The sequence below is a fragment of the Flavobacterium sp. genome, from assembly GCF_039916025.1.
Lineage (GTDB): Bacteria > Bacteroidota > Bacteroidia > Flavobacteriales > Flavobacteriaceae > Flavobacterium.
Genome location: NZ_JBDSMB010000167.1, coordinates 1 through 5,817, shown reverse-complemented (window position 1 = coordinate 5,817; position 5,817 = coordinate 1). Strand labels below are relative to the sequence as shown.

General features: G+C 36.5%; 5 protein-coding genes. All 5 read right to left on the bottom strand.

The window, feature by feature from the left end; translation table 11 throughout:
• On the bottom strand, positions 1-535 hold a 535-nt coding region (locus ABIQ27_RS12835; protein WP_348034312.1), incomplete at its 3' end, for a class I tRNA ligase family protein.
• Positions 536-726: 191 nt separating this feature from the next.
• Entirely contained in the window at positions 727-1,440 is a 714-nt protein-coding gene (recO, locus tag ABIQ27_RS12830) for a DNA repair protein RecO (protein ID WP_348034311.1), read from the bottom strand.
• A complete protein-coding gene (locus ABIQ27_RS12825) occupies positions 1,430-1,975 on the bottom strand; it encodes a hypothetical protein (protein WP_348034310.1) in 546 nt (181 codons plus the stop codon). The genes recO and ABIQ27_RS12825 overlap by 11 nt, the downstream gene beginning before the upstream one ends.
• Positions 1,976-1,981: 6 nt before the next feature.
• Positions 1,982-4,264, bottom strand: a complete 2,283-nt coding sequence (locus ABIQ27_RS12820; RefSeq protein WP_348034309.1) for a T9SS type A sorting domain-containing protein — start codon at positions 4,262-4,264, stop codon at positions 1,982-1,984.
• Positions 4,265-4,385: 121 nt separating this feature from the next.
• The gene (gene gdhA / locus ABIQ27_RS12815) at positions 4,386-5,729 is read right to left on the bottom strand and encodes an NADP-specific glutamate dehydrogenase (RefSeq protein WP_348034308.1); all 1,344 of its coding nucleotides are present in this window, start codon (positions 5,727-5,729) and stop codon (positions 4,386-4,388) included.
• Between the last annotated feature and the right edge of the window lie 88 nt (positions 5,730-5,817).

Genomic DNA, 5,817 nt, shown 5'->3' with positions numbered 1-5,817 from the left:
TGTAGCCTTTGTATAGTAAATCCTTATCGTAAATCTGTTTTAACAACCACCAAACCGATTCCATATATTTGGATTTGTAGGTCACATATGGATCTTCCATATCAACCCAATACCCCATTTTTTCGGTCAGGTCATTCCAAACATCCGTATAACGCATCACGGTTTTTTTACACGCTTCGTTATATTCTTCGATTGAAATTGTTTTTCCGATGTCTTCTTTGGTAATTCCTAATTCTTTTTCGGTTCCTAATTCAACCGGAAGACCGTGAGTATCCCAGCCTGCTTTTCGCTTAACCTGAAAACCTTTTTGAGTTTTATAACGACAGAAAATATCTTTGATAGCACGCGCCATTACGTGGTGAATTCCAGGCAAACCATTTGCAGATGGCGGCCCTTCAAAAAACACGTAAGGTGTAGCGCCTTCGCGGGACGTTACGCTTTCTTCAAAGATGTTGTTTTCTTTCCAAAAATCAAGAACATCTGAGGCCACTTTTGGCAAATCAAGTCCTTTATATTCAGTAAACTTAGTACTCATTTTTGTCGTTTTCTTTAATCAAGTCTGCGAAAGTAATAAATAGTTGTGAGTTATGAGTTATGAGCGGGGTTTTTTTGCGTTAGCGATTGGAATGGAAATCCTTTTTTAAATTGCCACGGGTTTAAACCCGTGGCAATTTAAAAAAGATTGTAATGGAAAGCGCGACCCGTAGGGTAACGCCCAAAGTATTTTTAAGCAAAAACTTCTTTTAAAACGTCGAGTGATTTTGGCTTTTTGAAACCATCGAGATGAATGGTGTAATAGTCTAGGAGGATTTTTAACAGCATTTGGCGTTCGATACCTGCAAAAACTTTTTGGTCGCTGTCAAATTTTAAATCGATTAATTTTTTGAATAGGAACGTTTCGTGTTCGGAAAGGCAATTTGTTCCCTGAAAGGTCGTGAAGTTTCCCTCTATGCAATCGAAAAATTTAAAAACATCTTCTGAGTTGTCGGGATAAAAACCAAAAAACTTGGTCATTTCGAGCATCAGAATCAGATGGAAATTTGCCATTTCATCGTGAGCATCGAGCCAAAGCAATGCCGATTCGAGAAAGTTGAACAGGTTTTCGTTTTTTTCTTCTTCGTGTATGCTGTGATGGATGATTTCGGAGAGAAACATCACTATGGTGCTTTTTACGATATCGGTGGAAATTGTTTGGTAAGCGTGTGCGAGTTTTATTTCCTTGAAATGCTCGAGTGTTCCTTTATTCTTGTGATTGGCTTCTATTTCGAGTAAAGTTAACGGCTGGAAATAAGCAATTTTCTGATTTGATTTTTTTGCCGCAAAAGCATTTGGAACAAAATAACTTTTCAAACCATCGGAATGCGTGAGACATTTCACTATCAGGCTTTTTTCCTGATATTTCAGAGAAGAAATGACAATAGCTTTGGTTTTAACGAGCATTTGTGTTTGAATTTATAAGCTCTTCCTGTTTGAAACGTTTATCCAAATACTTTTTACCCAATCTTTTGTTGAAGTTAAAAGTTAGTGAAACCCGGTGATGTCCAATATCTGATATCTTATTATTGCCAACCGAAATTCCGTAACCATAAGTTAAATTCATCCAGCTGTAAAAGCTTAAACCCAATTCGGGGATTATCCTAAATTCTGAATCTCCCTTTTGAAAATAATTAACAGCGGATAGCCTTAAGACGAAAATCATCGGATTGAATTCATACCCAATTTTAGGAGCAATTATGTTATTGCAATCTGACTCAAGTCCAATCCGTATTCCCTGAATACCAACAATTGGGACTTTAGGGTTCAAATCTATAATAGACTTGCCCACCAAAAGATTAACATCAAGGAATACATTTCGTTGTACTATAATACCCGGAGAAAAAGCGAAACGGATTTTGTTATCGGAATCGGTGACTTTCTCCTGACTGTTTGCTAAAAGGCAGCAATTAATGAATAAGAAAAGGAATGTTTTTTTCATCATTGACTATCGTACAATCATCACTTTTTTAACGGCTGTTTCAGAGGCATCCTGGGCAGAAATGAAAATCATATAAACTCCTGAAGCTACGTTGTATTTTCCAAAAGCTTTGGTATCCCATTCTACTGTTCCGCCTTCGGAAGTGGTTTCGTAAACTAAATTCCCTTCGATATCGGTGATTTTGATATTGGCTTTCGAAATTAATCCGGCGATTTTTACTGTTCCAACGAATTCCGGCCGAACCGGATTTGGATAAACATAAACTGCGTCTAAATTATCGGCAGGTCTTGTTGATGTGCCTTTAAAAGAAACCATTCCTCTATCGGTTGCAAAGAAAATTTCTCCAGTAACACTGTTTATATCAATATCATTTATCACATTACTTGGTAAAGGCGAATTGTCTTTTGTGAAGTGATAAATTGTTTCCTGACCATTGGAAGAAAACAAAAATACGCCTGAATCGGCAGTTCCAATCCATTTTTGATTTGAACCATTAACGGCAATATCGGTAATAAACTGTTCGTATAAAAGTTCTTGTGCGAGGCCATCTTCCAGTATAATAATCGCATTGGCTTTCATTTGCTCTTCGCTATTGTAGCTACCGGCACTTGGCAATACGCGCAAACCGCGATTTGTTCCAATCCAAACCTGGTTCCGGTTATCTACAGCAATTGCCCGTACATCTATGGAAGGAAGATTTCCTAAATCGGCTCCTTCGGATATTTTTTTAAAGATATTGGCGGTTTCATTAAACGCTACAACTCCGTTTTTGTAGGTCGCAATCCACTTTGTACCGTTTTTATCGATGGCTATTTTGCAAAAATCGTTACTTCCATAATCGGTTAAGATATTTTCCATATTAAAAGATTGCCATGTACCGTCTGCCTTTAATACTTTCAACCCGTTTTTAATTCTGCTGTTGGTCAGCCACAAATTTCCCGATTTATCAAAAGTGGTACTGTTTATTCTGCAATTCCCAGTCGCTCCTTCTAATCCGCTATTGGTTGCATCTAATAAAATTGTAGGGATGTCGTTTTCAATTTTTAATAATCCGCTAAAGTATGAAGCTACATATACCTGGTTTTCATCATTCGGATTTACAGCTATTCTCACTAAAGCTTTTGCCTCTAATACTTCGCTATAGGGAATGTTTAACCAGCCGTCAGTTTCATTGTATTTGCTCACTCCAAACTCACCAATACCGCTTGGTAAAAAGGTAAATGGATTATACGTAATATCGTAACCACCATAATCTGCCCATAAATTTGAAGAGGAACTATTTATTGAAAATATATTATTTCGTGTTGGTCCATTTGGCATAATAAATTCGAAATTAGTTGGGGAACTAATGGGTGAAGAAACGATTCCGTTTTCATTGGTGCCAATATAAATAGTTTCATTCGCTACAGTAGCACAAGAAAACGTTACAGGAATTGAAGTTATTTGTGAGTTCTGAATATGAATTATTTGACTTAATGAAGTGTTGAAGACAAAGACATGGTTAAGTGAGTTTACAATTAAATAATTTGAAGCAGTGCGAATATGGTATCCAATTTGTCCAATTGCTCCAATTTGTTCGAAATATATGCCATTATACTTATAGATATTATTATCAGCGTTCATTCCTATAAGCTGATTATTGAACGTTACTAATCCGTTCCAAAAACCGTTATCAAAAATCTGCCATTGTGCATAATCGTTCAGATTTGGATTTGATAAGGCTGCTTTTTTAATTCCGTAATATTGTGTTACAGCATATATTTCCCCATTAAAAACTGCTGTTTGATAAATTTTTATTTCCTGTCCGGCCGGACCGATAAAATAAGTATCGCCAAATTCTAAGGTTGCCAATTTATATTGCACAACACCAAAATCACAGGATACATAGACAATTCCATCGTATTCCATGAAATGGTTTACTCTTTTGATATTGGCGGGAATATTTTTATTGATGATATCTACAACGTTTAACATGGTTCCATCGGCATCATTAATGACAATCATTAATCCGTCTTCGTAGCCTACAATTGTTTTGTTGAAAGTTTCGCTGTGATAAATGGCCGAAATGGTTTGTCCTGAAAGACCATCAATCGTGTTTATGGTTTTTATATCATTAGTTGCCAGATTTTTGGTGAACAGAGCGTTTTCGGCAGCAGCATAAATTTTAGTGCTTGATTCTGAAACATCTTTGATTTGATTGTATGAAAAATAACCTTTCCAATTCTGAAATGGCTGTGATAAGCAAACTTGGAAAAAAAGAAATAAAACCCAGAAAAAGCACTTTTTCATCTGAAAAGAATTAGCATACAAATATAGTATATAACGCAAAAATTATCTAATTGTTGTATAAATCAAAAAATGCCATCATTTCTGATGGCATTCCAAGGGTTTTTTTGGTTGGTTTATTTTATTATACTATTCCTTGTGCTAACATCGCATCGGCTACTTTTACGAAACCGGCAATGTTTGCTCCTTTTACGTAATCGGTATATCCTGTTGAATCTGTACCGTATTTTACGCAAGCTTCGTGGATGTTTGCCATGATGTTTTTCAATCGTTGGTCAACTTCTTCTGAAGTCCAGCTTAAACGCAAAGAGTTTTGTGACATTTCAAGACCTGAAGTAGCAACTCCACCAGCATTTGATGCTTTTCCTGGAGCAAAAAGAATTTTTGCTTTTAAGAATTCAGTTACTGCTTCCGGAGTTGAAGGCATGTTTGCTCCTTCAGCAACACAAGTACATCCGTTTGCGATAAGTGCTTTTGCTTCGTCTCCGTTTAATTCGTTTTGAGTCGCGCATGGTAATGCGATGTCACATTTTACTTCCCATGGACGTTTTCCAGCTACAAATTTTGCAGAAGGATATTTAGTCACATAATCAGAAATTCTTCCGTAGTTCACGTTTTTGATTTCCATGATGTAAGCTAATTTCTCAGCAGTGATTCCGTCTTTATCAAGAATATATCCTGAAGAGTCAGAAGCTGTAATTACTTTTCCACCAAGTTCAGTTGCTTTTTCGATAGCGTATTGCGCAACGTTTCCAGAACCGGAAACAACAACAGTTTTTCCTTCAAAGCTTTGACCTTTGGTTGCCAACATGTTTTGAGCAAAGTATACATCGCCATAACCTGTAGCTTCAGGACGGATTAATGAACCACCGAAAGTGATTCCTTTTCCGGTTAAAACTCCGGTAAATTCGTTTCTTAATCTTTTATATTGACCGAACATATAGCCGACTTCTCTTCCTCCAACACCGATATCTCCGGCAGGAACGTCAGTATCAGCGCCAATATGTTTAGATAATTCAGTCATGAATGCCTGACAGAATTTCATTATTTCGATATCCGTTTTTCCTTTTGGATCAAAATCAGAACCACCTTTTCCACCGCCCATTGGCAATGTGGTCAAACTGTTTTTAAAGGTTTGTTCGAAAGCTAAGAATTTCAGGATACTCAAGTTTACTGATGGGTGAAAACGAATTCCTCCTTTGTATGGTCCGATAGCTGAATTCATCTGAATTCTGTATCCGCGGTTTACTTGTGTATTTCCGGCATCGTCAATCCAGGTAACACGGAACATGATTACTCTTTCCGGCTCCACCATTCTTTCCAAAAGCATTTTGTTTTGGTATTTTTTATTTTGTTCAATAAACGGAATTACTGTTTCAGCAACTTCCATAACTGCTTGCATAAATTCAGGTTCATGACCATTTCTTTTTGCAACCAATTCCATAAATGCGTTAATACTTTGTGACATAAATTATACTATTAATTTTTTTTAAGAAATCGATTTCGTAAAATCGGACAAATATACATTTTATTCAAATAATGGCATCTTTTTTTTT

Bases quoted from the DNA above. Each gene is read 5' to 3' on its own strand.
- recO (WP_348034311.1), bottom strand. From the start codon at position 1,440: ATGCTCGTTAAAACCAAAGCTATTGTCATTTCTTCTCTGAAATATCAG.
- ABIQ27_RS12825 (WP_348034310.1), bottom strand. From the start codon at position 1,975: ATGAAAAAAACATTCCTTTTCTTATTCATTAATTGCTGCCTTTTAGCA.
- ABIQ27_RS12820 (WP_348034309.1), bottom strand. From the start codon at position 4,264: ATGAAAAAGTGCTTTTTCTGGGTTTTATTTCTTTTTTTCCAAGTTTGC.
- gdhA (WP_348034308.1), bottom strand. From the start codon at position 5,729: ATGTCACAAAGTATTAACGCATTTATGGAATTGGTTGCAAAAAGAAAT.